1 protein-coding gene is annotated in these 321 nt (G+C 47.4%); it reads left to right on the top strand.

Annotated elements, in window-relative coordinates:
• Window positions 1-321 (top strand): GTP-binding protein (locus E8Q33_RS15010; RefSeq protein ID WP_247870147.1); only part of this gene is annotated, 321 nt, incomplete at both ends.

The following is a 321-nucleotide window of genomic DNA, read 5'->3' as shown; positions in this document are numbered from 1 at the left end:
AAGAAAGAGAGCGCGGCATCACCATTGCGACAGCGCACGTTGAGTACGAAACACCTAATCGTCACTACGCTCACGTAGACTGCCCAGGCCATGCTGACTATGTTAAAAACATGATCACAGGTGCAGCGCAAATGGACGGCGCGATTTTGGTGGTTAACGCTGCTGACGGTCCGATGCCCCAAACCCGTGAACATATTCTGTTATCACGTCAGGTTGGCGTACCATACATCATTGTTTACTTGAACAAAGCAGACATGGTTGATGATGCTGAATTGATTGAACTGGTTGAAATGGAAGTCCGTGAGTTATTGGACAAATATG

Origin of the sequence: Methylophaga sp. SB9B, assembly GCF_004832235.1 — a bacterium.
Classification (GTDB): Bacteria; Pseudomonadota; Gammaproteobacteria; order Nitrosococcales; family Methylophagaceae; genus Methylophaga; species Methylophaga muralis.
This window is presented reverse-complemented; position numbering and strand designations above follow the sequence as displayed.